General features: G+C 38.9%; 1 protein-coding gene. It reads left to right on the top strand.

Features of this window, described 5'->3' with window-relative positions; all coding sequences use genetic code 11:
• Positions 1–236 precede the first annotated feature (236 nt).
• Positions 237–1,313 (top strand): PD-(D/E)XK nuclease family protein, encoded by a 1,077-nt coding sequence (locus ACHABW_RS25685; protein WP_435759854.1) that lies wholly within the window; start codon positions 237–239, stop codon positions 1,311–1,313.
• The last annotated feature ends 660 nt before the right edge of the window (positions 1,314–1,973 follow it).

The raw sequence follows: 1,973 nt of genomic DNA, 5'->3' as shown, positions 1-1,973 counted from the left end.
ATTTGCACTGGTTGGGTAATGGTGGTGGAGCAGGAATCGAGGAAGAATTACTCTGCTTTATTTTAAGTACTTAAGTCATGTTTTTTTACTCGTAGCTGAAATCACTTATTCTAGTATGTCTAGCCATTTGTTTGGTAAAGAAAGATACATCATGCATCATGAAGTAGGATATTTTCTGTTAGGATAGTAGTGTTGTAGGAAGTATGAGACCGCTGTTTTTGAAAGGAGTAATGTTTATGGGTTCTTCGTTTACGAAGATGTATGATACGGTCAGGAAAACGGCAAATCATTCTATAGAGGATTACCTAACGGAAATGTTGGCTCCGATGATGGAATGTGAGGAAAAACTGGTTAGTTTTATGAAGAAGTTTGTACATAATAAGTTCCATTCGATGCAGGACATTCAAGTTTTTACACAGAGAACGTATGTAAAATTAGCTAGTCATGCAATGGACAGCAGGCCTGACATGGTCATTACCTTCACTATGGAGAAAACTCGTCACATCGTTTTTATTGAGAATAAGCTTGGTTCTGGCGAAGGGAATCGGCAATTACGCCGTTATGCGGATCACTTAAAAGAGCAGGCGAAAAGTGGTTATCATGTTCACCTTATTTATATGACAAAGTATTATGACCCAAAACAGATTGAGGGGCTACTAGTTAACGAGAGTGGCAGTGGGACGCATCAATTGCAGTGGTATCAGTTCTATCAATGGTTAAAGAATTTTGAGGATAACTTGTACTGTAAGCAGGTGATTCATTATATGGAGGGGTTAGGTTTGAATAAAAATAGACAATTTACACCAGCGGATATTCATACGATCCAGAATTCCATGAAAATTCAATCGATGCTAGACGATTGTTTGGGAGGTAAGGTTACTGAAGCGTTTGAAAAACTTTTTGGAACAAAGAAGCAGTGGACGAATCGTGCTGTTCAATTAAGGGATGAAGCACGGTACGTCCTATATAATGATCAAACTGACTGGAAGTTTGTTGGCTGTGGCTTATGGTTAGCTGAAGAGGAAGAAGATTATCCTGAAGTCTCTATTTTTATGGAAGTAGACCCGCGTTGTCACAGAAGAGAAGAAGTTTTAGCTGCTGTGGATGCATTTTGTCGTGATCATGAAGGGTGGAATCTAGAAGGCCCAGAAGATCTCAATAGCTGGTTTACGATATCATTTGACCAATCACTCCTCCACTTCCTGTCGGCAAAAGATCACATTGAAAGCATCCAAACATTTATGATCGAAAAGCTAACGGAACTACACCAACTAAAGAAAAACAACCCTACCCTAAAGTGGCTGGAAGCGTAGGGACGGTTCTGTGCATCATTGCAATGGCTTGGGTAATGGCGATAGCTGCTGGTTTTATAAGAGATTATTGGTACAGTAAGGGGACAAAAAGCAACCTCGCCATGCGTGAAGAAGTGCGCTTCACGCATGGCGAGGTTTGTATTAGTGAGCATTACCTGGATATTCATATCGTTTCATTTGAAACCTTTCATTAGCAGTAAGAACGATCGGAGTTTTAAAAGGCATTCCAAGACTCGAGCCTCATGTCATGCATCCCCGTGGCGAAATTCCACGTAGGTCTTTGTAAAATGGCATCATGTATATCGCTAATAATATATTTAACTTGGCTATTTTCAGATTTTGTATGGTCCGCACAATCGAAAGAATACTCTAACACTAGTACTCTTTCAACATAATAAGTATTACTTTCGGATGACTCTATTAAGTGGACCATGCCGGTTGATTTGCAGGAGGTGGGACATACATAACTCAGGCTATCTCTTTGTAATAAAGCATAAGTCTGTGTTGAAAATCATTGATCATCTTTTTGAAAACGGAAATATACCTTTATGGTTGCTATTTTATGAATGATTTAAAAATGTTTCCATACCTCCTCCTTTTTTCTATTTAAGTTGTACTTAATAGATGAAAGCAGAAGATGGGGAGGGTTTTATATAATGA

The sequence above is a fragment of the Salipaludibacillus sp. CF4.18 genome (genome assembly GCF_051262595.1).
Classification (GTDB): Bacteria; Bacillota; Bacilli; order Bacillales; family Salisediminibacteriaceae; genus Salipaludibacillus; species Salipaludibacillus neizhouensis.
This window is presented reverse-complemented; position numbering and strand designations above follow the sequence as displayed.

Coding starts and splice junctions, on each gene's coding strand:
- ACHABW_RS25685 (WP_435759854.1), top strand. CDS start 237: ATGGGTTCTTCGTTTACGAAGATGTATGATACGGTCAGGAAAACGGCA.